We start from the raw sequence: 25,269 nt of genomic DNA on the forward strand, positions 1-25,269 counted from the left end.
AATCATTAAATCCGAAATGTACTATCTGCAAACGTTCAAGGACGAGAAATCCCTTCGCTCGGCCATTGAGAAATACATCCATTTCTACAACTACGAGCGTTTTCAGGAGCGCTTTGAAACCCGCACTCCGATGGAAGTCCGCACGGAGGCATTAAACTCCGATACTCCTGCACTGTATCCCATTCCTGAAAATAAGCGTATTCAAAAATACAAAGAAAAGTTCGCTGCATAAACAAGCTCACCGTTCCCGAAAAAGGAAACGGCGAGCATAACCGCACTATATTTTATTTATTTCTCCGGTCTACCTTGACTGGGGCGGATCAATGCCCCGGCTTTTATACTTTGAGAGAGAAAAGTTTCTGCACAGGAACTTTTTCCCGTTTGTGACCCACGTAGTCCAAATGCAGATTATCGGAAAAATGCAGTTTTTCGACAGCCTCAGGCGAAGCCATCCGGCGTGGATGGCTTCGTCTGTTCTTTTGATACAGCAGGTGTGAAAAATAAAAAAACCTGTCCCACAGGACAGGTTTTGCATGGAGCGGCTGACGAGGCTCGAACTCGCTACCTCCACCTTGGCAAGGTGGCGCTCTACCAGATGAGCTACAGCCGCATATGGGATGGTGTTATGAACGGCGATACCATTTTTCAAACTGCACGCTGCGGTGCAGCTTGAAAAATGGTGCCTCCGATCGGAATCGAACCAATGACACGGGGATTTTCAGTCCCCTGCTCTACCGACTGAGCTACAGAGGCATCTCACAGCGACTTGTTTAGTATAGTCGATTTGTGGGGAAAAGTCAACCATAAATTTCAGAAAATGATAAAAATCTCGGATGCCCCCCAAAAACGCTTATGCCACTGCATCTATCATGGGGGTTCGCCGGCCTGCCCGACAGAGCGACTGCTTGCCTGCGGCAGTCCGGCATGGTATGATAAAAGCCATGGAAAGGGGAGACGGCTATGCGCATCTGGACCGGCCGTGCAGGCAGCGGAAAAACAAGGGATATTTTGCAGGAGATCGCCGTGCAGTGCGAAAAAACCGGCGGGCGGCAGATCCTGCTGGTGCCCGAACTGAACTCCCATCAGACAGAGCGGCGGCTGGCGGCGGCAACCGGCAACCGCGGGGCGCGCACCGCCGAGGTGCTGACCTTTTCCCGTCTGGCCGACCGTGTGTTTGCAGAGGTCGGCGGGCTGGCACAGCAGGTGCTCACACCGGCGGGGCAGCTGCTGACCTTGCAGGAGGCGGCGCGGCGTGTGCAGGGCGGCCTGTCCGCATGGAGCGGTCTGGCGGACAAGCCCGAACTGCTGCGGGAAGCGCTGCGTCTGGTGGATGAATGCAAAACCTGCGCGGTTTTGCCCGAGCAGCTCTTCGCTGCGGCGGAGGAAAGCGGCGAGCAGGCGCTGTCCGCCAAATTATCCGATCTGGCGCAGCTGCTGACGGCGTATGACCGGCTGTGCGAACAATCCCTGCCCGACCCGCGCGACCGGCTGACCCTGCTGCGTGACCGCTTGGGAGAGAGCCGCTTGCTGGACGGAACAGCCGTTTATCTGGACGGCTTTTTGAGCTTTACGCCGCAGGAACTGGCGGTGGTGGATGCCATGCTGGGCGCCGGGGTGTCGCTGGCGGCTGCCGTTACCTGTGATATGGCATATCCGGAGATTTTTGTGACCGGATGCAAAACAGTTAAAACACTTTCCCGCATGGCAAAACGGCATGGACAGCCGGTAGAGCAGATCGAGCTGGGATGCAGCAAAGTCGCGCGGCCAACCGGGCTGGCTGCGGTTGAGGCGGAAAGTCTGCTGCCGCTGCGCACGGCGCATCCGGAAGCAAAGGACGGTGTGCGCTTGTATGCGGCGTCCTCTCCCTTTGATGAATGTGAGCACGCGGCGGCTTACATCCGCCGTAAGGTGCGTGAGCAAGGGGCGCGTTACCGTGATTTCATCGTTGCCGCGCGGGACATTGAGCCGTACAGCGCATTTTTGGCCATGGCGATGGCGCGGTATGATGTGCCGGTGTTTTTGGCGGAAAAGCCCGATCTGCTTTCGCGGCCGCCGATGGCGCTGGTTACCGGTGCGCTGGCGGCGGCAGATTCCTACTTTCGATATGACGATTTGTTCGGTTGCCTGAAAACCGGGCTGACCCACCTGACCCGGGATGAGGTGGACCGGCTGGAGAATTATGTGCTGACGTGGAACATCCGCGGCGGCGCATGGGAGCGGGACTGGACCGAGCATCCGGACGGCTACGGCCTGCCGGTCGATGCGGCGGCACGTACACAACTGGATGCACTGAACGCGCTGCGTGCCCGTGCGATCGCGCCGTTTTCCGCCTTGCGGGAGCAGCTGCGCGGGGAACGGTCGGCCGGGGACTGCGTGCGCGCCCTGTATGATTTTTTGTTGGCGGTGGACGCACCGCAGCGCATGGCCGCCCGCGCGGCAGCCCATGAGGCTGCGGGACGCTTGCAGCTTGCAGATGAATACCGGCAGCTATGGGAGATTCTGGTCTGTGCGATGGAGCAGTTTGCGTGGGTGTGCGGCGAAACACCGCTGACCGCAGAACGGTTTGCACAGCTTTTCCGGCTGGTGCTGGGTGAATATGACGTAGGCAGCATTCCGGTTTCGCTTGACCGTGTGACCTGCGGCAGCATCGACCGCGCCTGCGGTGAAAACGCAAAATATGTCATCCTGCTCGGGGTGAACGATGGACAGATCCCCAAAGCGCCCGCCTCCACCTCGCTGCTGAGCGATCTGGATCGGGATAAGCTGGATGCGCTCGGGGTGGAGCTGAAAGCGGCGGGGGCGGAGCGGCTGCTCATGGAACAGGAGACCCTTTACCGTGCGCTAGCCTGCCCGACGGAGGAACTGCTGCTTTCGTGGCACCTGACCGATGCGGCGGGCGGGGAGACGCGGCCCTCGTATTTTGTGGGCGTGGTGCGTGCGCTGCTGCCCGCAGTCGGGCTGGATACCTATCAGACCGAGACCGTGCGCGACCGCCTGCAGGCCGAACGCCCGGCGGTTGAAACCGCGTGCGCTTATCTGTCAGGCGACCGGACTGCTGCGGTGCGTGCGGCCTATGCGTATTATCAGCAGGATGCGCGGGTGCAGAACGCAGCGGCGCAGCGGCGCGGCCGCGGCCCGCTGACCAGTCCGCATACGATTGACGGGCTGTACGGCAGGGAGCTGAATCTGACCGCTTCGCGTGTGGATACGTTTTACTCCTGCCGGTTCGCGTTTTTTATGCAGTACGGCCTCAAAGCCAAGCCGCGCAGACAGGCGCGGTTTGATGCGCTTGAAACCGGCACCTTCCTGCATTATGTGCTGGAGCATGCGCTGGCGGCGCTCTCCGAACGGGAGGGCGGCGCCGCGGCAGCGGAGGCTGCCGCCGTCAAGCGGGTGTGCCGCGCGGTCGTGCGGCAGTATGTGCAGGAGGAACTGGGCGGACTGGAAAACAAGACCGCGCGCTTTCGCTACCTGTTTGGGCGGCTGACCCGCACGGCTGAGCAGATTTTGGATAACGTGTTAGAGGAACTGCGCTGCTCGGACTTTGCCCCCATCGACTATGAGGTGGATTTTTCGCGCAGCGGCGACCTGCCGCCGGTCTCCTGTGAGGAGGAAGGCGTGTCGGTATCGCTTTCCGGCAAGGTGGATCGTGTGGATGGCTATATCAGGAATGGCCGTCTGTATCTGCGCGTGATGGATTACAAGAGCGGGAAAAAGTCGTTTTCCCTGTCGGATATCTGGTACGGGCTGAATATGCAGCTCATTATTTATCTGTATGCCCTGCAGCGCGAAGGACTGGCGCGCTACCGGCAGCGGCTGACAGCCGAGCTTAATGAAATTGTTCCCGCAGGTGTGCTGTATGTACCGGTGCGGGAGGAGCTGCCCGACGCGCCGCGCGATATTGATGAGGATGCGCTGCGGGCGATGCGCGATAAGGCGCTGCGGCGGTCCGGGCTGCTGTCGGATGATATGGAGCTGCTGGAGGCGATGGAGCACGGGCTGGACGGGGACGGCCGTTTTATTCCGGTCACCATCAAGGTGAAAAAGGGAGAGGAAGAGCCGAGCCTTACCGCAAAGTCTGCCGTGGCAGATCTGGCGGGATTTGGGCGGCTGGCGCGCTACACCCATCAAAAACTGCTGGAGATGGGGCGCGAGCTGCGCGCGGGCAGTGTAACGGCAGATCCGTGCAAAAAGGATAAAACCACAAGTTATTGCGACTGGTGCTCGTTCCGTGCGGCCTGCCGGTTTGATGAGACGGCGGGTGACCGCGCACGGTATCTGAAGCGCCTGACAGATGCGGAATTTTGGGAGCAGATGGGAGGAGAAGCGTAATGCCGCAGTGGACAAAAGACCAGCAGACGGCGATCCGCAACCGGGGCGGTGCGCTGCTGGTTTCAGCGGCTGCCGGATCGGGCAAAACCGCGGTACTGGTAGAGCGTGTGCTGACGCGGCTGACCGATCCGGAGGAGCCGGTCGATATTGACCGGCTGCTGCTGGTGACCTTTACCAATGCGGCGGCGGCGGAGATGCGGGAGCGTATCGGGGCGGCGCTGAGCCGGGCGGTTGCCGCTGCCCCGCAGGATATGCGCCTGCGCCGCCAGCTGTTTTTGGTGCACCGCGCCAAGATCACGACTGTGCATGCGCTTTGCCTGTCACTGGCGCGGGAGCAGGCGGCGGTGCTCGGCATTGCGCCGGATTTCCGCCTGATGGACGAAAACGAAGGTAAGCTGCTGCGGGCTGAGGTGCTGGAGGAGGTACTCGATGCCGCTTACGAACGCGCGGAGGACGGTTTTTTTGCCCTGTGTGATCTGCTGACCGCAGGGCGGGATGACAAAAAGCTGGGAGAGGTCATCCTGACCACGTATGAAAAAATTCAGGCGCATCCCGATCCGCGCGCCTTTCTGGCCGGTGTGCGCGAGGGATTGTATGCCCGTGGGATGGACACGCCGCATGGGCGGGTGCTGCGCATGCAGGCGCAGGCGGCAGCCGAACACGGCGCGGCCTTTGTCCGTGCGGCGGCGGATGCAGTCGCCGGGATCGACGAGCTGGCGGACAGTTACCTGCCGGCGCTGACAAGCGACTGCCATCAGGCGGAACGCCTGCTGGAAGCACTGCGCGGCGGAGATTGGGACACCTGTGTGGAAACGGCGCGGCGTATCACATTTGACCGGCTTAAGGCGGCGCGCAAGTTTGAAGATAAGGCGTTTCTGGAAGAGATCAAGGCCATGCGCGAGGAGTGGAAAACTGCGGCAAAAGCCATCCGCGACAAATGGCTGACTGTTACGGCGGCTGAGGCCGAGCAGGACCGCGGCCTGACGGCAGCCGCGCTGGCGGCGCTATGCGATATGGTCGAGCGGTTCGACGAGGCGTTTTCCACCGCCAAACGGGCGCGCAATACGGCGGATTTTAACGATCTGGAGCATTTCGCCGTGCGGCTGCTGTATGACGGGGAAGAACCGTCCGCCTTGGCGCAGACACTGGCGGCAGGCTATGCGGAGATCGCAGTGGACGAATATCAGGATACCAACGCTGTGCAGGATGCGATTTTCCGTGCGCTGTCACGCGGCGGGCGCAACCTGTTCATGGTGGGTGATGTCAAGCAGAGCATTTACGGCTTTCGTCTGGCTGACCCTTCTATTTTTCTGCAAAAATACCGCACCTTTGCCGAGGTGGAGGAGGCGCAGGACGGCGAGCCGCGCCGTGTGGTGCTGGGGCAGAATTTCCGCTCGCGTGCGGCGGTGCTGGATGCCTGCAACTATCTGTTTGCCGCAGTGATGGGCGATACGGTAGGCGGTTTGCCGTACACCGACCGCGAAGCGCTGCATCTGGGAGCGTCTTACTATCCGGATGCGGATGATCCCCGGTACCAAACCGAGGTGCTGCTGGTGGATGCGGAGAGGCTCGGCGAGGATGACGATGCGCCGGACAAGACCGCGCTCGAAGCGCGGCTGACGGCAGCGCGCATCCGTTCGCTGCTGGAGGAAGGCTTTCCGGTGACCGATCCGCAGACCGGCACGCTGCGGCCGGTCACACCGGGAGATATCGTGATTCTGCTGCGCTCGCCGAAAACCAAAGCGCGCACCTATATTGCGGCGCTCGAACAGGTGGGTATTTCCGCCGGTGCGGAGGAGCGCGGCGGTCTGCTGGAAACTGCGGAGGTGGGCGCGATGGTTTCGCTGCTCAGTGTGATCGACAATCCGCGGCAGGATATTGACCTGATCGGCGTGCTGCGTTCGCCGCTGTTTGGCTTTACCGAGCAGGAACTGGCGGATATCCGTCTGGCAGACCGGAAAGTGAGCTATTATGATGCGCTGCTGGCAGCGCGCATGGATTTTCCCAAGGTGGAAGCGTTTTTGCAGCGGCTGGACTTTTTGCGTGAATTTGCCTGTGATCAGCCGGTATACCGCCTGCTATGGGAGATTTATGACGAAACCGGCGCACTCGGTTTGTATGGCGCACTGCCGAACGGTGCGCAGCGGCAGAGCAATCTGCTGGCCTTTTTTGAGCGGGCACGTGCTTTTGAGGGACAGGACTTTCGCGGTCTGTTTGCCTTTGTCCGCCTGCTGCGCGGAATGCAGGAGAACGGAGAGGATTTTCAGACCGTCGGTGCGGAAACGACGGGCGGCGCGGTGCGCATCCTGTCCATCCACAAATCCAAGGGACTGGAATTTCCGGTCGTGATCGTTGCGGACTGCGCCAAGCAGTTTAACGAAGCCGATCTGCACGAGCCGGTGCTGGTGCATCAGCATCTCGGCTTCGGCAGCAAGTGCCGTGACCGGCTGCGCGGTGTGCAGTATGATACGGCGGAACGCACGGCGGTTGCCGTGCAGCAGCGGCGCGAGATGGTTTCCGAAGAACTGCGGGTACTGTATGTGGCGCTGACACGGGCCAAGGAAAAGCTTATTTTGACTGCGGCGAGCGGGACATTGGCCAAATCGCTTGCAAAATGGGCGCAGCTTGCTTCGCTGGATGAACTGCCGCAGTATGCCATGGGGGCGGTGCGCGCGCCGCTGGCATGGATCATGGCGCCGCTGCTGCGCCACCCCTGCACGCGTGATTTGCGGGAGGAATACGGTCTTGCGGTGCCGGAGCATGGCACGGACTGCCGTGCCTTCACACTGCGGGTATACCGGCCGGAGGAACTGCCGGCGCCTGATGCACCGGAAGTGCTGCGCTTTACCGATGCAGATGCGTCGGCCTATGTGGTGGAGCCGCATCTGCGCTATCCGCATGCTTTTTTGGCAGAACTGCCCAGCAAATTGACAGCGACCGGCGTGGGACGTGGATACCGCGCGGAAGAGGCGGCGGAACAGACCCCTCCTCCGCGGCGCGAACCGAAGCTGCGCGCCCCGCTTTTTGCGCAGGGGGAGCGCAGCCTGACGCCGGCGGAAATCGGCACGGCGCACCATCTGTTTATGCAGTTTTGTGATTTTGAAGCGGCGGCTGCACCGGGCGGCGTACAGCGCGAATTGCAGCGGCTGGCGGAAAAGAATATCCTGTCGGCAGTGCAGGCGGCAGCGGTTGATCCGGAAAAGATCGGTGCTTTCTTCCGGTCGGACGTGTACCGTAGGCTGATGGCAGCGTATCCGGTGCGGCGGGAATTTAAGTTTTCCGTACTGGTGCCGGCGGCACGGTATTTTCCGGTTGCGGCGGCAGCGCCGGAGGAAAAAGTGCTGCTGCAGGGTGTAATCGACTGCCTGATCGATACGCCGGAGGGATTTGTCATTCTGGATTTCAAGACCGACCGGGTGACGGAAAAAGGTATGCAGATGCGGGCGGAGCAGTATCGTCCGCAGCTTGCCGCGTATGCACTGGCAGTGGAAGAGGTGTTTGACCGGCCGACTGTGCGGCAGATGCTGTACTTTTTCCAAACGGGGCAGAGCTGGACGGCAGAGGTGCGTTAAAGATGTGTTAAAAGGTCACACGGCAGGTTGACAGGTGTTTATGCGCATGATACGTTAATAACCGAAACAACAAGGGTGCCGGATGCCGGTTGGCCCGCTGTAATCAAGCAAGCCCACAACATTCATTCCTCATTTCCAAAGGAGGGGACGCGGATTGTAGCAAACCGTGTCCCTTTCGTTTTTCTTTTTTGCAGCTGCCTTGTCGGAAACAGCTTGCTTTCAGCGTAGGGGCGCCCGACCGCTGTTTGGCATGTTCCGGCGGCACGGAAGCGAAATGGACGGTTTGCATAATCCCTGTTGGACAAATTACTGCAAAAACCGTCAGATGCTCGCTTTACTTTGTGCGGTAAAAAGGATATAATAGAACTTAATTATAATATCCGGAAACAGGAATGTAGAAAAGGAGAAACACTATGGCGTATTACTTCAGTGAACCCTCGCATACCTTCAATGAATATTTGTTGGTACCGGGGTATTCTTCTGCCGAATGTATTCCCGCGAATGTCAGTCTGCGCACCCCGATCGTGAAGTTCCGCAAGGGTGAGCAGTCTTCGCTGTATGCCAATATCCCGATGGTGTCTGCGATCATGCAGGCGGTGTCGGACGACCGCATGGCGATCGCACTGGCGCAGGAGGGCGGCATTTCCTTTATTTACGGCTCGCAGACGATCGAGAGCGAAGCGGCAATGGTTTCCCGCGTGAAGAATTACAAGGCGGGCTTTATCGTATCGGATTCCAACCTGAAGCCGAATGCGACGCTTGCTGATGTGCTGGAGCTGAAGGAGCGCACCGGTCATTCTACCATGGCAGTTACGGATGACGGCACGGCGGGCGGCAAGCTGCTCGGTATCGTTACCAGCCGCGATTACCGTGTTTCCCGCATGGAGCGCGATGTTCCGGTTTCTGCGTTTATGACGCCGTTCGAAAAACTGATCACCGCCCCGGCAGATACCACGCTGAAAACAGCAAACGATATTATCTGGGATCACAAGCTGAACTCGCTGCCGCTGGTGGATGAGGAACAGCGTCTGGTTTACATGGTATTCCGCAAGGATTATGATAATCATAAGGCGAATTCGCTGGAGCTGCTCGATGAACACAAGCGTTATGTGGTCGGCGCGGGTATCAACACACGTGATTATGCAGAGCGTGTACCCGCTCTGGTAGAGGCTGGTGCGGATGTACTGTGCATCGACTCTTCCGAGGGCTTCTCCGAGTGGCAGAGCCGCACGCTTGCCTGGGTGCGTGAAAATTACGGCGATAAGGTAAAGGTCGGCGCGGGCAACGTGGTCGATCGTGAGGGCTTCCGTTTTCTGGCGGATGCCGGTGCGGACTTTATCAAGGTTGGTATCGGCGGCGGTTCGATCTGCATCACCCGTGAGCAGAAGGGCATTGGCCGCGGTCAGGCGACTGCGCTGATTGAAGTTGCTGCGGCGCGTGATGAGTACTTCCTGGAGACCGGTGTGTATGTGCCGATCTGTTCGGACGGCGGCATTGTGCACGATTACCATTGCACGCTGGCGCTGGCCATGGGTGCGGATTTCCTCATGCTCGGCCGTTATTTCTCGCGCTTTGATGAATCCCCGACCAACAAGGTCAACATCAACGGCAGCTATATGAAGGAATACTGGGGCGAGGGTTCGGCCCGTGCACGCAACTGGCAGCGCTACGATATGGGCGGCGACAAAAAACTCTCCTTTGAAGAAGGCGTAGACTCCTATGTTCCTTACGCCGGTTCGCTCAAGGATAATCTCGGCCTGACGCTGAGCAAGGTGCGCTCGACCATGTGCAACTGCGGATCGCTCTCGATCCCGGAATTTCAGAAGAAGGCCAAGATCACGCTCGTGTCCGCCACCTCGATTGTTGAGGGCGGCGCACATGACGTTGTGCTCAAGGAGACTGCCTCGACCTCGAAATAAGCTTGGTTTTATCCAATGGTTTTGTAAATTGCCCCGTAGATTGCTGCGGGGCAATTTTCGTTCCGGGAAAAGGAGGGGGAAATGGATATCACACAGTGGATGGAAGTATTTACTGAGGCGGTGCGGCATGCATTCGGTGAACGTGTGCGATGCATCGGACTACAGGGCAGCCGCGCCCGCGGTGAAGCGGAAGCGGACAGCGATATCGATGTGGTTGTGATCTTGGATGAATGGCGCACATCGGATTGGGAGCGTTACCGGATGGTGCTGGATCATCTGCCGGAACGGGAGCGTGTGTGCGGCTTTGTTTCCGGTTGGACGGAGCTGCTTGGCTGGGAACCGTCCGAGCTGTTCGGTTTCTATTACGATACCCGGCCATGGTATGGTGATCTGGAGCCGCTGCGGGCGTGCTTCGGCGGGGAGGATGCCTGCCGTGCTGTGCGCATCGGCGCAGGAAATATTTATCACGCCTGTGCGTACAACCGGCTGCACGCACAGGATGAGACTGTGGTGCGTGATTTGTATAAATCAGCATTTTTCACCCTGCGTGCGGTGCATTTTTGCCGGACGGGGATGTTTATCCGAACAAAACGGGAGCTGCTGCCCTTGCTGAAGGGAGCGGAACACGAGATCCTGTCGGCTGCGCTGCAGGAGCCGGCAGGCAGCTTTGCTGAGCAGAGTGAACGGCTGCTGGATTGGGCCGGCGGTCTGCTGCGTACATTTGTGTTATGAGCTGGGCAGGATGAAGAAAATAAGGGGGTATCGGCCGTGCAAAAGGAATATTGGGAGAAACAGATTAAAAACGCAGGGATATTTGTGCGTTGGTGTGTGTTTGCGGCTGTGATCGGTGTGGTGGTCGGTGCAGTGGCGGCGGCATTTCATCATGTTCTCGGTTGGGCGGGAACGATGCAGGCAGCGCACGGCTGGTTATTGTATTTGCTGCCGGGTGCAGGTATACTGATCGCGCTGTGGTATCAAAAGGCGGATATGCCGCTCGAGCGTGGCACCAATTTCATTCTGACCTCGGTGCGGGAGGATCATCCGGTGCGGCTGCGGCTGGCGCCGAGCATTTTCCTGACTGCGGCGCTGACGCATCTGTGCGGCGGCTCTGCGGGACGTGAGGGTGCAGCGCTGCAGCTCGGCGGTGCGATTTCGGGCAATATCGGGCATTGGATGCATTTGGATGATAAGGATTCCCGCACGATCACGATGTGCGGCATGGCAGCAGGCTTTGCTGCGCTGTTCGGCACACCGCTGGCGGCCAGCGTGTTTGCGATGGAAGTGATCAGCGTGGGTGTGATGTATTACGCGGCGCTGTTCCCCTGTGTGCTGGCGGCGGTGATTGCGCACGGCGTGGCGCTGGTGCTGGGCGGGGAGACAACGGCGTTTGCGCTTTCCGGGATACCGGCGCGGGCGGAGCCGTTGCTGTTGGTACAGCTTACGCTGTTTGGTGTGGCGTGTGCGGTGCTCAGCGCAGTGGTGTGCATCCTGTTTCACAAAATCGGGCATCTGTTCAAAAAATGGATGCCAAATCAGTATGCCTGCATTGCTGTAGGCGGTGCTGTGGTGGTGGTGCTCTCGCTGGTGCTGGGTACGCGGGATTATAACGGTGCGGGCATGGCAGTGATCGAGCGTGCGGTGGCAGGGGACGCCCACCCGGCGGCATTCTTTTGGAAGCTGGTGATGACGGCCATCACGATCGGTGTGGGCTATAAAGGCGGTGAGATTGTGCCGGTGCTGTTCATCGGTGCGACGTTCGGTGCAGCTTACGGCGGTTTGTTTGGTCTGGTTCCGTCGTTTGCGGCGGGGCTGGGGATGGTCGCGGTATTCTGCGGGGTGACCAATTCGCCGCTGACATCGATCATGCTGGCCTATGAGCTGTTCGGCGGACAGAGTTTGGCGTTGTTTGCGCTGGTGATTGCGGTATCTTATATGCTCAGTGGCTACTACGGACTGTACAGTGAGCAAAAAATCCTGTATTCCAAGATGCGGCCACAGTTTATAGACAGAAAAACCAAGTGAAAAGGAGCCGGTATGCAGAAGTTTAAGGGTGCGATTTTTGATATGGATGGAACATTGCTGGATTCCATGCGCGTGTGGAAGCGGCTGACGCAGGGATATCTGGCGCAGTTCGGCGTGCACATTACCGATCAGGATTATGCGGTGACGGAGGGCTTTTCCCAGACACAGATGGCACAGTATTTTATAGACCGCTATCCGATCCTGCCGATGGACGCACAGGGGCTGATCGACGGTTTGGATCGGCAGATCACGGCGCGTTATGAGCAGTACGCGCGGCCGAAGGACGGCGTGATCGATTTTCTGAACCGGCTGCAGGCGCGCGGCATTCGCATGGCGATCGCTACGCTGACGGCGCGCCGCCATGCGGAAAAGGCGCTGCGTGACCGCGGGATGCTGGGGTATTTCGATTTTCTGCTGACGATCGAGGATGTGGGGATATCCAAACGCGAACCGGAGATCTATCTGCGTGCGGCGGCCCGCATGGGACTTGCGCCGGCCGAATGTGTGGTGTTTGAGGACGCGCCTTATGCGGGTGTGACCGCCAAGCGGGCGGGCTTCCGCGTATGCGGCATGGCGGAACCGGCTTATGCCGGCGGGGAAAGTGAACTGCGTGCTGTCAGTGATTTTTTTGTGGAACATTCTTTTGACGAACTGGCGGGAAAATTGTAAAAAAAACTCTTGCAATCTAAAAAATAATACCGTAAACTAATAGAGAAGGATAATAAGCAGCTGCGCCGGACGTGTTCCGGTGCGGCTTCGTTTTCGTTAGGGGATGGTATTTTTGGAAGAACAAAACAAAATGGGTTCGGCTCGTATGGGCCCGCTGATCTTTTCGATGGCGCTGCCGGCGATCATCTCAATGCTGATCAATGCGTTGTACAATATTGTGGACAGCATCTTTGTGGCACAATACTCGCAAAGTGCGCTGGCGGCTGTATCACTGGTGTTCCCGCTGCAGTCGCTGGTGATTGCGATCGGCGTGGGAACCGGCGTGGGCGTGAACTCGCTGATTGCCCGGCGGCTGGGTGAAAAACGGCAGCTTCATGCGGAATCGGCGGCCGAACACGGCATTATGCTTTCGGTCATCGGCGGCGTGGCGTTTTTGCTGATCGGCTTTGTGCTGGCAAATCCTTTCCTTGCGGCGTTCAAACCGGGAGAGGAGATCCTGACGCAGGCGCAGCAATATTCGCACATTGCGGTGGGACTGAGTATTTTTGTCATGATTTCAATCATGTGCGAAAAAATTCAGCAGTCGACCGGCAACATGATCATTCCGATGGTGCAGGGATTGGTCGGTGCGATCATTAACATCATTCTTGACCCGCTGCTGATCTTCGGCATTGGGCCGTTCCCCGAGATGGGCGTGCAGGGTGCGGCGCTTGCCACGGTCATCGGCCAGATCATCGGCATGCTGATCGGCCTGTGGGGCGCGTTTTTCCATCAGAAGATTTTGAAGATGGATATGCGCAAATTTAAGTGGCGTGCGCAGACCGTGCGGGATATTTACCGTGTCGGCTTGCCGGGCATCGTGATGCAGAGCGTGGCTTCGGTGATGACGGCAGGGCTCAACCGTATTCTGATCGATTTTTCGCAGATCGCGGTCAATGTGCTGGGTATCTACTTCAAGCTCCAGACCTTTGTGTTCATGCCGGTGTTTGGCCTCAATCAGGGCGCGCTGCCGGTTATGGGATATAACTACGGTGCGCGCAATAAAAAGCGGCTGTTCGGGGCGTACAAAATCTCGCTGGCCGCGGCAGTTGTCATCATGACTGTCGGCTTGGTGATCTTCCAGACGATGACAGATCATATGCTGATGCTGTTTGTCGACCGCACGGATGCGGCGGCTGCGCAGGAGATGCTGGCGGTTGGTGTGCCGGCGCTGAAAACCATCAGCTGGTCGTTTATCGGTGCGGCCTTCGGTATCATCAACTCCACCATGTTTCAGGCGACGGCCCGCGGTATGAACAGCCTGATTGTATCGGTTTGCCGTCAGTTGGTCATCATTTTGCCGGCGGCATGGATGCTGGGCAAGCTGGTTGGCCTGCAGGCGATCTGGTATGCGTTCCCGATTGCGGAAATGGCGGCGTTCTTTATCTCATATGCGCTGCTGTGGAAGGACTACCGCAGTGAATTACAGTATCTGGGCATGGAAAAGGCCGGTAAGGAGGGCAAGGCATGAAGCGTATTGCAAGCTTTGAAGTCAATCATGATAAACTGAAGCCGGGGATGTACACCTCGCGGGTCGATGGTGACATCACGACATATGATATCCGGATGGTCTATCCCAATGCAGGTACCTACATCAATCCTGCGGCAGGGCATACATTTGAACACCTGTTTGCGACCTTTGCCCGCAATTCCGCATGGGCGGACAAGGTGATCTACTGCGGCCCGATGGGTTGCCAGACCGGTTTTTATTTTCTTGTGCGCGATATGCAGCCGGCGGATGCGATCATGCTGGTGCAGCAAACGATGGATTTTGTCGCCGCTTACGAAGGGGAGATCCCCGGTGCAAGCCGCGTGGAATGCGGCAACTGCAAGCTGCACGATCTGGCGGGTGCCAAGGCGCTGGCCGCTTCGATGATCCCGGTGCTGCGCGGCTGGACAGAAGAAAATCTGGTATATGAAAAATAATGCTTGCAATTTCAGCAATGCTGTGTTATCATAACTTTACGACTGTAAGAGAAATTGTATGATTTCCCGTGGAAAGAGGTGAAACAACATGAAACAGGGCATCCATCCCGAGTACAAGCAGACCACGATCCGCTGTGCCTGCGGCAATGTCATTGAGACCGGCTCCACTAAGGAGAATATCGTCGTTGACGTTTGCTCCAAGTGCCACCCCTTCTTCACGGGTAAGCAGAAGCTGGTAGACACCGGCGGACGTGTTGATCGCTTCAAGAAGCGTTTCAATCTGGATAAGTAACTCAGGAAAGCCATCGAAACTTGTGTTCGATGGCTTTTTTGTCGAAACAGACCCGGAAGGGAGGAACCAAAATGACCGAAAATCAACTGGAACAGCAGGTGGAGCGCGCGGTGCTGGTGGGACTGTCCTGCCCCGGCTTCACAGCCGCGCAGGACGCGGACGAGCGCACCATGGACGAGCTGCGTGCGCTGGCGGAAACCGCAGGCGCACAGGCGGTTGCGATGACGCTGCAGCGCCGCCCTGCACCGGATGCGCGCACCTTCATCGGCGAGGGCAAAACGGAGGAGGTCAAAGCGCTGGCAGAAGCCAACGATGCCACCTTGATTTTATTTGACAATGAACTGTCCCCCTCGCAGATGCGCAGTCTGGAAGAGATGACCGGACGCACTGTGCTGGATCGCTCGGCGCTGATTCTGGATATATTCGCGCAGCGCGCCCGCACGGGCGAGGGTAAATTGCAGGTCGAGCTGGCGCAGTACCAGTATATCCTGCCGCGGCTGTCTGGTATGTGGACGCACCTTGTGCGCCAGACGGCGGGCGGCGGCAAAAGCCCAATCGGCACGCGCGGACCGGGCGAGACCCAGCTCGAGACCGACCGCCGCCATATTCGCAGGCGGATCGACAAGCTCAAGGGCGATCTGGAGCAGGTGCGGCAGGTGCGTGCGGTGCAGCGCCGTCAGCGAAAAAAAACCGAGCTGCCGATGGTTGCAATCGTCGGTTATACCAATGCGGGTAAGTCCACATTGCTCAATACGCTGACCGGTGCGAATATCGAGGCGAATGACCGCCTGTTTGATACGCTGGATCCGACCACGCGCAAAAAGCGTATTTCGGATACGCAGGAGATCCTGCTCAGCGATACGGTCGGCTTTATCCGCAAGCTGCCGCATCATCTGGTGTCGGCGTTTAAGGCTACGCTGGAGGAGCTGGCGTATGCCGACCTGCTGCTGCATGTGGTGGATATCTCAGATGAGGACTGGCAGATGCAGGCGGAAACGGTCGAGGGCGTTGTGGCGCAGTTGGGGGCACAGGATATTCCGCGTGTGATGGTATACAACAAAGCGGATCGGTGCGCGCCGGATGCGATCCCATTTTTCCGTCCGGACGAAGGCGTGTGCATCTCAGCTAAAACAGGAGAAGGCATCGATGCGTTGCTGGCGCTGATCGAGCGTGCGCTTGGACGCGGCAAGCATCGGGTTCGGTTGTGCATCCCGTACAGCGACGGCGCGGTGCTCGATATGCTGCACCGGGAAGCGCAGGTGGAATCGACCGACTATGCGGAGGAAGGCACGGTCGTGGAGGCCGTGGTAGATGACAAGACCTACGGCCGGATCAGAGATTATTTGATCGAGGATTAAGAATAGAAAATGGAGAATGTGGGGACGGAGGACCATTCCATTCTCCATTTTCAATTTTCCATTTTCGGGAGAGGAGGTCTGGATGTTGGCTTCGGACTATTTTGTGCCGTATCTGGATTACGGAGAGGATAAATTTGAAGAGAAACGCTCCAAATTCACCGGTCGGCTGTGGCACGTGGAAACAGCGGAGCAGGCAACGGCGAAAATCAAGGAAATGCGCGAGCAGTATTGGGATGCGACGCATAACTGCTATGCGTATATCCTTCGGGAAGGTAATGTGATGCGCTATTCGGATGACGGAGAACCGCAGGGCACAGCCGGTATGCCTATTTTAGAGGTGCTGCGGCATGAAAACCTGACCGACTGCGTTTGCGTTGTCACCCGGTACTTCGGTGGGATATTGCTCGGTACCGGCGGTTTGGTGCGGGCCTATACGCAGGGAGCGCAGGTGGCGGTCGCCGCAGCGGGCGTGCAGCGTATGAGCCGGTATACGGTTGCGCTGATCGCCTGTCCATACCATTTGTATGACAGCATCCTGCACCTGCTGCCCGCGTATGACTGTGCAGTGGAACAGACCGACTACGGCGCGGATGTGACGCTGACCGTTACTCTGCCCGCAGGCGGAGAGGATGCGCTGAACACCGCACTGGCGGAGGCAAGCGCCGGACAGGTGTACGCCGAAGTCATGGAGACGCGCTTCATGGGGCGGCGGGTCAAATAAATTCCGAAAAATTTTGAAAAAATAAAAAGGGTTTTTGCGCCGGATACGGTATATAGTAAATAAGGGTATCTTCCGGAAGAAAGGGGATGGCGGTATGACCATCCGGGAGCAGCAGGAACAGCGAGAGCGGGAAACGCTTGCTGTGTGGGCAACGTATGCAGATCACTCCGCCGGGCGGGCGCATCCGATGGAGCCTTGCCCGTACCGCACCTGCTTTCAGCGGGATCGGGATCGTATTATCCATTCCAAGGCGTTTCGCCGTCTGGGCAATAAAACGCAGGTGTTTATTTCGCCGGAGGGGGATCATTACCGCGCCCGGCTGACCCATACGCTCGAGGTTGCACAGATTGCGCGTACGGTCGCGCGTGCCCTGCGTTTGAATGAAGATTTGACCGAGGCGATCGCACTGGGGCATGATTTGGGGCATACACCGTTTGGACATGCGGGTGAGCGCGCGCTGGCTGAGGTGTGTCCGTTTGGTTTTCGGCACAATGAGCAAAGCCTGCGCATGGTGGACCGGCTGGAGGAGCTGAATTTGACGCAGGAGGTGCGCGACGGCATTGTGTGCCATACCGGCGCGCAAAAAGCGGCGACGCCGGAGGGGCGGATCATCCACTATGCCGACCGCATCGCTTATATCAATCATGATATTGACGACGCGGTGCGCGGCGGGCTGATCAAGCAAACCGATATTCCGCAGTATCTGCGCACGCAGTTGGGAGAAACCCATGGCAAACGCATCGATACCATGGTAACGGCGATGATTGAATACGGGATGCGCCATCAGGAGATCGGAATGGATGAGCAGGTGCATGATAATATGATGGAGCTGCGCCGCTTTATGTTCGATTATGTATATCGCGGAACGGCCGCGCAAAGTGAGGAAGCGCGGGCGAAAAAAATGCTGCGCAGCCTGTATGAATATTTTGTGGAGCATCCGGATGAATTGCCCGGCGATTATTTTGTTTTGATGACGCAGGGGGAACCGCTGGAACGGGTTGTGTGCGATTACATTGCCTGCATGACCGACCGGTATTCGATTACCGTATATAAGAAATTATTCATTCCAAAAAGCTGGAATAAGATTGAAGGATAAAAAACACGGTTATCCTACAAGGGAGGTGGGACAGTATGGCGTTTGATCGTGTCTTTTTGGACGAGCTGTCCGCGCGGAACGATATTGTAGAGGTCGTTTCGCAGTATGTGCCGCTTAAAAAGAGCGGGGCAAACTACTTTGGCCTGTGTCCCTTCCACAATGAAAAAAGCGCATCGTTTTCGGTGTCGCCGGATAAGCAGATATTCCATTGCTTCGGCTGCGGCGCAGGCGGCGGTGTGATCACCTTTGTGATGAAGGCGGAGGGGCTGGAATTTCCGGATGCCGTCCGCTTTCTGGCGGCGCGGGCGGGCATGCAGGTGCCCGAGCAGGGAGAAGCCGACCGGCAGGCAGCCCGTCGGCGGGATCGGCTGTATGCCTTGTGCAGGGACGCCGGCCGGTTTTATTACGATACCTTGTGGAAACCGGAAAACCGTGCGGCGCAGGAGTATTTCCTACGGCGCGGACTGCACCGCCGCACAATGAACCGCTTTGGGCTGGGATATGCACCGGATTCCTTCCATGCGCTGCTGGATGCCATGACAGGCAAGGGCTATATGCGGGAAGAGCTGTTGGATGCCGGTCTGGTCAGCCGCAGCGAAAAAGGGCATATATACGACCGCTTCCGCGGGCGGGTGATGTTCCCAATCATCGATGTGCGCGGCAATGTGATCGCGTTCGGCGGGCGCGTGCTCGATGATTCCAAACCCAAATATCTGAATTCACCCGAAACCCCGATTTTCCATAAAAGCCGCAATCTGTTTGCTATGAACCTTGCCAAAACCACCAAGAACGGCTATTTCATTTTGGCGGAGGGCTATATGGATGTGATCGCGCTGCATCAGGCTGGATTTGATTCGGCGGTCGCATCGCTCGGTACTTCGCTGACGGAGGAGCAGGCACGCATGATTGCGCGGCATACCGACCGCATTGTGATTTCATATGATGCGGACGGCGCGGGACAGGCGGCGGCGCAGCGTGCAATCGATATATTGAAGAAGTGCGATTTGCAGGTCAAGGTGCTTAAGATCCCGGGGGCGAAAGATCCGGACGAGTTCATTAAGGAGCGAGGTGCGGATGCCTTTCGCAGCCTGATCGAACGGAGTGAGGATCATAACGCGTATCGGATCGAGCAGATCGCTGCGAAATACGATTTGGAGGATGACGAGGCGCGGGTGCTGTTTCTGCGGGATGCGGCACGGATGCTGGCGGGAATCGAGAGCAGCATCGAGCGTGAGGTTTATGCCGGCCGCGCCGCCAAAATGGCAGGAGTAACTGCCGAGGCGATGAATGTGGAGGTGCGGCGTGAGCTGGGTGTGCGGCGAAAACGTCAGAAAGCCGCTGAACGACGGGAGATCCGATCACCGGTTGGATTGGCGCAGCCGAAAGACCGGACGCTGGCCTATACCGACATGAAATCTGCAAAAGCGGAGGAAAATGTGCTGCGGTTGCTGTTTTCCGATCAGAAGCTGATTGCCGGCATCGAGCAGATGCTGCCGCCCGCGTGGTTTTCCGCGCCGGTGCTGCGTAAAATTTACGAGCGGGTGCTCGCGCTCGACCGGGAAGGGCAGATCGTGGATGTATTGTCCTTTGAAGGCTGGCTGGAGCCGAACGAAATGAGCCTGCTGTCCGGTATACTGGAGCAGGGGCTTCCGCCGGGCGAACACCGGCAGGAGCTGGCAGAGTACATAAATATGATACGGATGCAGCGTATCAGGGATGGGACGCTTATGAAGGCGGGCGAAGATCCGCTGCTGACTTTTGGACGCATTAAAAAACAAAACGCTGGAGGACAAACGATATGACGACGGATAACAAACATACGCCCGAGCAGGCTGTCGATCCGCAGCAGGTGCTCAAGGATCTGCTGGCGCTGGGCAAGAAAAACGGCCGCCTCACCCTGAAGGAGATCGCCGATGCGCTGAGCCAGCTGGAGCTGGAGAGCGAGGATATCGACAAGCTGTACGAAACGCTGGAAACCATGGGCATCGAAGTCGAAACTGAGAGTGTATTGGAAAAGGCGCTCGGAAACGATGATGATGAAGTGTTTGAACCGGAGGACGTAGAGGAGGTTCCGGAAGAGGAGCTGATCGACACCTCGGCTATGGCCGAAACCTTTGCGATCGATGACCCGGTGCGCATGTATCTGAAGGAGATCGGCAAAGTTAATCTGCTCAGCCCGGAGGAAGAGGTTACGCTGGCGGAACAGATGCAGAAGGGCAACGAGGCGATCGCCCGCATGGAAGCAGAAGGGGATGCGATCCCGGCAGAGGAACGTGCGGAACTGGATAAGGCAGTCAAGCTGGGGGATAAGGCGAAAAAGCGTCTGGCAGAGGCGAACCTCCGTCTGGTCGTTTCGATTGCAAAGCGCTATGTGGGTCGCGGCATGCTGTTCCTCGATTTGATTCAGGAGGGCAATCTCGGTCTGATCAAGGCGGTCGAAAAGTTTGATTCGACTAAGGGTTTTAAGTTCTCTACCTATGCGACATGGTGGATCCGGCAGGCTATTACCCGTGCGATCGCCGATCAGGCTCGCACGATCCGTATTCCGGTGCATATGGTGGAAACCATCAATAAGGTGATCCGTGTGTCGCGCCAGCTCCTGCAGGAGCTGGGGCATGATCCCAGCCCGGAAGAGATCGCCAAGGAGATGAACATGCCGGTCGATCGTGTGCGCGATATCCTGAAGATCGCGCAGGAGCCGGTTTCGCTGGAAACACCGATCGGCGAGGAGGAGGATTCCCATCTGGGTGATTTCATTCCGGATGATGATGCACCCGAACCGGCGGAGGCTGCGTCCTTCATGCTGCTGAAGGAGCAGCTGGTCGAGGTGCTGAAAACCCTGACCCCTCGTGAGGAAAAGGTGCTGCGCCTGCGTTTCGGCATTGAGGATGGCCATACCCGTACCCTCGAGGAGGTCGGCAAGGAATTTAACGTCACCCGTGAACGTATTCGCCAGATTGAGGCAAAGGCGCTCAGAAAGCTGCGCCACCCGAGCCGCTCTAAAAAGCTGAAGGATTTCCTAAATTAAAAATATCGGCAAAAAGCCCGCATCCCGCAGACATGGCGTACTGCGGGATGCGGGCTTTTATATAATTTGATTAGGAGGCGTGAAATTTCTCTGCCGGAAAACGGCAGAGGGGAAGCGACCTGATCCCGCGCAGCTTGTCATCACTGCCGCGGCAGGGATCAGGTCGAAAACGACCGGCAGACAGAAGAGCAAAGCGCTTTCATGGGGTGCGGTGCGCTTGCTCCTGTGGTGCTGTTACTGCGCGGCCAGACAGAATCCCTGCAGGGTAGAGCCGACAGTCAGCCGCAGTCCTTCGAAGCGGAGACGGCCGATGCGGAGTTCGTTGATGGCATGAAGCTGTGCATCCGTTGGGACAAAGCCCTTGCTGCCGGCTTCTGCAACCGAGTATTCATCTGTGTGCAAATTGGGATTGAGCTTGTTCGGTTCGACAAAGCGCCAGGAACGGAACGAAAGGCTGCCATCGGCGCGGATTGCAAATTCCAAACGCAGCGGTGCGCGGAAAGGGGTGCAGTAGCAAACCAGATCGCCGGATTCCTTACCCTCGATCGGACGGTTGACATCGATCACGTACTGCTCTTCCTCAAAAAGGGGGCCGTGGTCTTCCTTAAAAAATGCAAGTTTCATGGTGATGCTCCTTTACAGTTTGCTGATGCTTGGCGGCAGTGCCATCCTCTGCTACTATTACACAGGAAAAAACGCGCAGCGTCAAGAGCAAACGGGAAAAAAGTCCGAAAACAGACATAAAAATTTCGGACAGTAAATTGTGCATTTTGCAGAATGGTAAAATAAAAATTGCAAAAAAGGGCTGATGACGCAAAAAACACGGGCAGGACGCAAGCAAACGTCCTGCCCGTGTTTTGGCATACAATGGGCGTCAGGATGACGGCTCTGCTGCCGGGAACAGCTTTTGGAAAAACCAGAAAAAGACCGAGCCGAATACCATACCGAGAATGTTGTTGCAGACACGCAGCAGGATCGATCCGTGCAGGCCGTACACCGTGACCGCGAGTGACAGCGCGCCAAAGCAGTTGAACAGTGTTTTGTAGCGGTAAGTAGCACACAGGCCGAGACAGAGGCCGGATACCGGGCCGAGCAGAAACAGCAGGTCGGCGGGGAGAAGCGCATACAGCGCACCGAAGGCGAGCGAGCCGAGCACGACACCACCGATCCGCGCGGGAAAGCGCTCACGAATCTTGACCGGATAGGTGGAAAGCAGGGAAGAGCAGGCAAAGCCAGCCCACATAAACCGGTCGAGATGAAGCAGTGCGTTGAGCAAAAACAGAATACTGACACCGAGCGCAAGCTGCAACTGCCATTGGGATTTCGGCGTGCGCAGATCGAACTTTTCCAGCACGGCGGAAACCGGAACATCGCTGTGCTTGCTGCGATGCTTTTGATACAGGATGCCGGCACAGATCAGATAACCGATAAGTGTCAGCAAAGCGCGCTGCAGCAGCACGTCCTGCGAAACCAGGCTGCCGGTCAGGAAAACGTATCCAAACAGGTACAGGCCGCCATTGCCCATGCGGGGATCCTCACAGGACAGCACAACAATGACCATCAAAGAAAGAAAATTGATCACAAAGCCGATAAACGGGGAGACCTGCTGCATCAGCCACGGGGAAAACAGCAGAAGCGCGAAAATGACCGCAAGACTGATGAGTGAATGGCCGATCTGATAGCCGAAGTCCACAAAGCGGATGCTGAGCAGGATGCAGAAGATCACCACAGCCATGCTGCTGTTTTCGCTGCCGAAAATGGCGGTGAGTGAGGAAATGAAAAGGATCGCAAATAAAACGATCAGGATGCCGCGCACGATCAGGGCGGTACGCCACCAGCGCTTTTGCGGCGGTTCGCTGCGGGCGATTTGTGCTTTCAGCTCCTCCGGGCCGAGCTGCAGTGCATCATAGAATTTCATACAGACTCCTTTTCCGGTATTTTGGGGATGGGAATAAAAACAGGGATGCGCCGTGTTCCGGTGCACCCCCACAGTGTATTTGGTTATGACTGGAGCGGTAAGCCGGGTTCTGTCGTGAACGGTCATCTATCTGGGACGCGCGTTGCCGCGCGCCTCAAGCCGCCAGTCGGGACGGCCGGGCCGGTCATGGTCCCTGTCGGCGTTGCTGCGGATAGAGTTTACAGGCCCCCCATGTTGCCATGGGGCGCGGTGAGCTCTTACCTCGCCTTTCCACCCTTACTCTGCTGCGGGAGCAGCAAAGCGGTATATCTCTGTTGCACTATTCCTGGGGTCACCCCCGGCGGACGTTATCCGTTATCCTTGCCCTGTGCAGCCCGGACTTTCCTCATGCTTTGCAGCACGCGACCGTTTGCACCAGTCATATTATTAAGTATACTCTAAAAAAGTGCCGCCGTCAAACCGGGCTTGCAAATTTGTGCAAAATCCGCTATACTGTACTTTGGTAAAAGGCGGTGTAACAGCAATTATGACAGCTTTGGAACAATATCTGGGCAGCCTGCTGGATAAGCGGGTCGGCGTAATCGGCGCAGGGGTAAGCAATATGCCGCTTATCCGAATGCTGCGTGCGGCGGGGGTGCGAGTTACCGTACACGATAAAAAGGAGCCGACCGAGCTGGGGGACGGCTATGCCACACTGGCAACGCTCGGTGTGGATTTTGTGCTTGGTTCGCATTATCTGGATGCTCTTGATGAGGATGTGATCTTCCGCACACCGGGTGTGCATCCTCGTTTTCTGCAGAAGGCACAGGAAAACGGTTCGGAAATCACCAGCGAAATGGAGCTTTTCTTTGAGGTTTGTCCGTGCCCGATCATCGGCATTACGGGATCGGACGGCAAAACCACTACCACAACGCTGGTCAGCGAAATTTTGAAGCACGCGGGCTATACGGTGCACTTGGGCGGCAATATCGGTACGCCGCTGCTGCCGCGCGTCAATGCCATGCAGGCAGAGGATATCGCCGTGGTTGAGCTTTCCTCTTTTCAACTGATGGGAATGAAGTGTTCGCCCCATGTGGCGGCCATCACAAACCTGACGCCCAACCATTTGGATTATCATAAGGATTTTGATGAGTACGTGCAGGCGAAAACCGCAATCTACCGCAATCAGCAGGAGGGGGATCGGCTGATCCTGAATTTGGATGATGAGGTAACGCGCTCGCTGCATGCTTCGGGCAACCTGTTCTGCACCAGTAAGCAGCAGGAATTGGCCAACGGTGTATTCCTGAAGGAGGATACACTGTATATTGCGGACGGCGGGGAGCGCCGCGTGCTGATGCCGGCGGCGGATATCCGCATTCCCGGTGCGCACAATGTGTATAACATGATGATGGCGGCGGCAGTTGTGCAGGGGTATGCTTCGGATGATGATATCCGCGCGGTGGCTACCAGCTTTGGCGGTGTGGAGCACCGTATTGAGTTTGTGCGTGAGCGAAACGGCGTAAAGTATTACAACGATTCGATCGCCTCCAGCCCAACGCGGACGATTGCAGGTCTGGAGTCCTTCCAGCAGAAGGTTATCTTGATTGCAGGCGGCTATGATAAGCAGATCCCGTACGATGTGCTCGGTGCGCCGGTCTGCGCACACGTGAAGCTGCTCATCCTGACGGGTGCGACGGCGCCTAAGATCCGCGACTGCGTGCTTGCCGCAGAGGGCGAGCATCCGCCGATTCTTGAGGTTGAAAATCTGGAAGCGGCCGTATGCGAAGCAGCGGCGCAGGCGGAAGCAGGCGATGTGGTCATCATGAGCCCGGCTAGCGCTTCGTTTGACCGGTTCAAGAATTTTATGGAACGCGGGAAACTGTTCAAATCACTGGTCAATGCGCTTTCGTGAGATAAAATCTAGTAAGCGACTTTTTCAGCAGGCTGCTATGCAGCCTGCTTTTTTGTGCCGGAGTGCAGAAAAGATAGCGGCAGCCAGTGATTTTCGGCCGGAACAAAACATCCCCGGACGGGTTTGTCCGGGGATGTTTTGCTAGAGAAAAGGAATAAAAGAGAAAGCCTGCAAATAAGAAGTCAAGCCCCGAACAGGACTTGACGAAAGAAAACTTTGTAGGCGGCAGGTAGAAAACAAGTGCAACACAAAAAGGCCGCCGCAAACACGCCGACCGGAAAGAGTCAATTACAGTTGATTAGTCCGCGTGCTGCAGGCCGGTGGAATCCATATCTACAAGCGGCAGACCATCCAGAGTAGAGAAGTAGGTCATCACCTTGCCGTAGTAACGGCGCAGGAACTTGTTGGCACCAGCCGTCATGTAAACGTAGTACGGCTTACCCTCGGCACGCTTCTTGTCCAAGAACAGGAACACAGGCTCGTCTG

At 57.3% G+C, this 25,269-nt stretch carries 18 protein-coding genes, 2 tRNA genes, 1 other RNA gene and 1 pseudogene; 16 read left to right on the plus strand and 6 right to left on the minus strand.

The window, feature by feature from the left end:
* A partial coding sequence (locus tag T363_RS0110935) for an IS3 family transposase (protein ID WP_031475812.1) occupies positions 1 to 232 on the plus strand: 232 nt, incomplete at its 5' end.
* A 302-nt stretch (positions 233 to 534) separates the two neighbouring features.
* Here the strand turns inward: T363_RS0110935 and T363_RS0110945 are convergent.
* Together T363_RS0110945 and T363_RS0110950 are read right to left on the minus strand one after the other, a co-directional pair.
* A tRNA-Gly gene (locus tag T363_RS0110945) sits at positions 535 to 610 on the minus strand.
* 67 nt (positions 611 to 677) lie between these two features.
* Positions 678 to 753 (minus strand) — tRNA-Phe (locus tag T363_RS0110950).
* 207 nt (positions 754 to 960) lie between these two features.
* On the opposite strand from T363_RS0110950, the gene T363_RS0110955 reads away from it, so the two are divergent.
* From T363_RS0110955 to rpoD, 14 genes are all read left to right on the plus strand, one after another.
* Positions 961 to 4,332, plus strand: coding sequence for a PD-(D/E)XK nuclease family protein (locus tag T363_RS0110955; RefSeq protein WP_031475814.1), 3,372 nt, complete (start codon positions 961 to 963; stop codon positions 4,330 to 4,332).
* On the plus strand, positions 4,332 to 7,904 hold the full coding sequence (gene addA, locus T363_RS0110960) for a helicase-exonuclease AddAB subunit AddA (protein ID WP_031475816.1): 3,573 nt from the start codon (positions 4,332 to 4,334) through the stop codon (positions 7,902 to 7,904). The genes T363_RS0110955 and addA overlap by 1 nt, the downstream gene beginning before the upstream one ends.
* 413 nt (positions 7,905 to 8,317) lie before the next feature.
* Positions 8,318 to 9,823: an IMP dehydrogenase gene (locus T363_RS0110965; RefSeq protein WP_031475818.1), complete on the plus strand. Its 1,506-nt coding sequence runs from the start codon at positions 8,318 to 8,320 to the stop codon at positions 9,821 to 9,823.
* An 81-nt stretch (positions 9,824 to 9,904) separates the two neighbouring features.
* Positions 9,905 to 10,555, plus strand: a complete 651-nt coding sequence (locus T363_RS0110970; protein ID WP_031475820.1) for a nucleotidyltransferase domain-containing protein — start codon at positions 9,905 to 9,907, stop codon at positions 10,553 to 10,555.
* 36 nt (positions 10,556 to 10,591) lie between these two features.
* Positions 10,592 to 11,845 (plus strand): chloride channel protein, encoded by a 1,254-nt coding sequence (locus T363_RS0110975; RefSeq protein ID WP_031475822.1) that lies wholly within the window; start codon positions 10,592 to 10,594, stop codon positions 11,843 to 11,845.
* A 12-nt stretch (positions 11,846 to 11,857) separates the two neighbouring features.
* Complete coding sequence (locus tag T363_RS0110980) at positions 11,858 to 12,514, plus strand: HAD family hydrolase (protein WP_051643236.1); 657 nt, start codon at positions 11,858 to 11,860, stop codon at positions 12,512 to 12,514.
* A 112-nt stretch (positions 12,515 to 12,626) separates the two neighbouring features.
* Positions 12,627 to 14,024: an MATE family efflux transporter gene (locus T363_RS0110985; protein WP_034972228.1), complete on the plus strand. Its 1,398-nt coding sequence runs from the start codon at positions 12,627 to 12,629 to the stop codon at positions 14,022 to 14,024.
* A complete protein-coding gene (locus tag T363_RS0110990) occupies positions 14,021 to 14,479 on the plus strand; it encodes an S-ribosylhomocysteine lyase (protein ID WP_031475828.1) in 459 nt (152 codons plus the stop codon). The genes T363_RS0110985 and T363_RS0110990 overlap by 4 nt, the downstream gene beginning before the upstream one ends.
* A gap of 88 nt (positions 14,480 to 14,567) precedes the next feature.
* A complete protein-coding gene (rpmE, locus tag T363_RS0110995) occupies positions 14,568 to 14,771 on the plus strand; it encodes a 50S ribosomal protein L31 (RefSeq protein ID WP_031475830.1) in 204 nt (67 codons plus the stop codon).
* Positions 14,772 to 14,842: 71 nt separating this feature from the next.
* The gene (gene hflX / locus T363_RS0111000) at positions 14,843 to 16,129 is read left to right on the plus strand and encodes a GTPase HflX (protein ID WP_031475832.1); all 1,287 of its coding nucleotides are present in this window, start codon (positions 14,843 to 14,845) and stop codon (positions 16,127 to 16,129) included.
* Between the two features lie 82 nt (positions 16,130 to 16,211).
* A complete protein-coding gene (locus tag T363_RS0111005) occupies positions 16,212 to 16,850 on the plus strand; it encodes a YigZ family protein (RefSeq protein WP_031475834.1) in 639 nt (212 codons plus the stop codon).
* A gap of 94 nt (positions 16,851 to 16,944) precedes the next feature.
* Positions 16,945 to 17,946: a deoxyguanosinetriphosphate triphosphohydrolase gene (locus T363_RS0111010; protein ID WP_031475836.1), complete on the plus strand. Its 1,002-nt coding sequence runs from the start codon at positions 16,945 to 16,947 to the stop codon at positions 17,944 to 17,946.
* 35 nt (positions 17,947 to 17,981) lie between these two features.
* A complete protein-coding gene (gene dnaG / locus T363_RS0111015; RefSeq protein ID WP_031475838.1) occupies positions 17,982 to 19,748 on the plus strand; it encodes a DNA primase in 1,767 nt (588 codons plus the stop codon).
* Entirely contained in the window at positions 19,745 to 20,974 is a 1,230-nt protein-coding gene (rpoD, locus tag T363_RS0111020; protein WP_051643237.1) for an RNA polymerase sigma factor RpoD, read from the plus strand. The genes dnaG and rpoD overlap by 4 nt, the downstream gene beginning before the upstream one ends.
* A 234-nt stretch (positions 20,975 to 21,208) precedes the next feature.
* On the opposite strand, the gene T363_RS0111025 is transcribed toward rpoD, so the two are convergent.
* The 3 genes from T363_RS0111025 to rnpB all read right to left on the minus strand — a co-directional run bounded on the left by T363_RS0111025 (position 21,209) and on the right by rnpB (position 23,313).
* A complete protein-coding gene (locus T363_RS0111025; protein ID WP_031475842.1) occupies positions 21,209 to 21,598 on the minus strand; it encodes a hypothetical protein in 390 nt (129 codons plus the stop codon).
* Positions 21,599 to 21,848: 250 nt separating this feature from the next.
* A complete protein-coding gene (locus T363_RS0111035) occupies positions 21,849 to 22,892 on the minus strand; it encodes an FUSC family protein (protein ID WP_031475844.1) in 1,044 nt (347 codons plus the stop codon).
* Positions 22,893 to 22,974: 82 nt separating this feature from the next.
* Positions 22,975 to 23,313: RNase P RNA component class A (gene rnpB, locus T363_RS15230), an RNA gene on the minus strand.
* 105 nt (positions 23,314 to 23,418) lie between these two features.
* Between rnpB and murD the strand changes: the two genes are divergently transcribed.
* Positions 23,419 to 24,783, plus strand: coding sequence for a UDP-N-acetylmuramoyl-L-alanine--D-glutamate ligase (gene murD, locus T363_RS0111040; RefSeq protein WP_031475846.1), 1,365 nt, complete (start codon positions 23,419 to 23,421; stop codon positions 24,781 to 24,783).
* Between the two features lie 298 nt (positions 24,784 to 25,081).
* Here the strand turns inward: murD and T363_RS0111045 are convergent.
* Positions 25,082 to 25,269, minus strand: a pseudogene (locus T363_RS0111045) (hypothetical protein); the annotation flags it as partial.

This window comes from Agathobaculum desmolans ATCC 43058 (assembly GCF_000701665.1).
Lineage (GTDB): Bacteria > Bacillota > Clostridia > Oscillospirales > Butyricicoccaceae > Agathobaculum > Agathobaculum desmolans.

Excerpts from the sequence above, each read along its gene's own strand:
- T363_RS0110955 (WP_031475814.1), top strand. The coding sequence starts at position 961 with ATGCGCATCTGGACCGGCCGTGCAGGCAGCGGAAAAACAAGGGATATT.
- addA (WP_031475816.1), top strand. The coding sequence starts at position 4,332 with ATGCCGCAGTGGACAAAAGACCAGCAGACGGCGATCCGCAACCGGGGC.
- T363_RS0110965 (WP_031475818.1), top strand. The coding sequence starts at position 8,318 with ATGGCGTATTACTTCAGTGAACCCTCGCATACCTTCAATGAATATTTG.
- T363_RS0110970 (WP_031475820.1), top strand. The coding sequence starts at position 9,905 with ATGGATATCACACAGTGGATGGAAGTATTTACTGAGGCGGTGCGGCAT.
- T363_RS0110980 (WP_051643236.1), top strand. The coding sequence starts at position 11,858 with ATGCAGAAGTTTAAGGGTGCGATTTTTGATATGGATGGAACATTGCTG.
- T363_RS0110990 (WP_031475828.1), top strand. The coding sequence starts at position 14,021 with ATGAAGCGTATTGCAAGCTTTGAAGTCAATCATGATAAACTGAAGCCG.
- rpmE (WP_031475830.1), top strand. The coding sequence starts at position 14,568 with ATGAAACAGGGCATCCATCCCGAGTACAAGCAGACCACGATCCGCTGT.
- hflX (WP_031475832.1), top strand. The coding sequence starts at position 14,843 with ATGACCGAAAATCAACTGGAACAGCAGGTGGAGCGCGCGGTGCTGGTG.
- T363_RS0111005 (WP_031475834.1), top strand. The coding sequence starts at position 16,212 with ATGTTGGCTTCGGACTATTTTGTGCCGTATCTGGATTACGGAGAGGAT.
- T363_RS0111010 (WP_031475836.1), top strand. The coding sequence starts at position 16,945 with ATGACCATCCGGGAGCAGCAGGAACAGCGAGAGCGGGAAACGCTTGCT.
- dnaG (WP_031475838.1), top strand. The coding sequence starts at position 17,982 with ATGGCGTTTGATCGTGTCTTTTTGGACGAGCTGTCCGCGCGGAACGAT.
- rpoD (WP_051643237.1), top strand. The coding sequence starts at position 19,745 with ATGACGACGGATAACAAACATACGCCCGAGCAGGCTGTCGATCCGCAG.
- T363_RS0111025 (WP_031475842.1), bottom strand. The coding sequence starts at position 21,598 with ATGAAACTTGCATTTTTTAAGGAAGACCACGGCCCCCTTTTTGAGGAA.
- T363_RS0111035 (WP_031475844.1), bottom strand. The coding sequence starts at position 22,892 with ATGAAATTCTATGATGCACTGCAGCTCGGCCCGGAGGAGCTGAAAGCA.
- murD (WP_031475846.1), top strand. The coding sequence starts at position 23,419 with ATGACAGCTTTGGAACAATATCTGGGCAGCCTGCTGGATAAGCGGGTC.